This is a genomic window from Vibrio sp. 1580, from assembly GCF_033340055.1.
The window spans coordinates 1-713 of record NZ_JAWOVT010000270.1 but is presented as its reverse complement, the minus strand read 5'-3'; the positions used below and the strand labels follow the sequence as shown (position 1 = coordinate 713).

Genomic DNA, 713 nt, shown 5'->3' with positions numbered 1-713 from the left:
CATCGATAAGATCGCATTAGACGCCAATTACTATCTGACTTTCACGATGGTCGGAGACTCCGCTAAGGAGCAAACAGTCAACTTCATGTTTACGCCGTTTATGTTCGAAGCGTATTCAAATGAAAGACGGACACTGAGTGAAATTCGCGTCATCGCTGGTAAACCAGAAAATGTTCATACCCGTCTGCTCGCTTGTGCCTCCACAGGAGAACCCGTCGTTGCCAGCAATTACAATGGTAAACCCAAAGTAGTTCACCCTTTGATTAAACCTCTCGGTGGAAGCGAAGGTGATTTTAGTTATTCTGCTGAGTTCAAAGACGGATTATCGGAACATGGCTTAATTACTAACGAATCCGGACTGTTCGAGGTGACGTTATCCGACCAATTCGAATGTGAAGGATTTTCAGAGTGTCCGGACGACGGCACAGTTGAAGTAACAGGCAAGTTTAATGTGTACTCGCGACCATGGACCTTGGCAATCTGTGAGAACCAAAACACCTTGCCTTCAGGCACATCCGAACAAGGTGATAAGTTCATTGCCGCTGGCGAACACTTCTCGTTAACGGTGAAACCCATCATCTGGCAAAAAGGGGGTTCTATCAGTGATCCTATCGACTCATCAGCTTATTGTGATGCTTTGGTCACGACCAACTTTATGCATGATGGCGCACCAGCAGCATCGGTTGTTTTGTCGAGCGAGCAACACTCGCCTT

At 46.7% G+C, this 713-nt stretch carries 1 protein-coding gene; it reads left to right on the top strand.

Annotation, left to right across the window (positions count from 1 at the left end):
• Positions 1 to 713, top strand: a 713-nt coding sequence (locus tag R7093_RS25445) for a DUF6701 domain-containing protein (RefSeq protein WP_318147049.1), incomplete at both ends; no start/stop codon positions are given.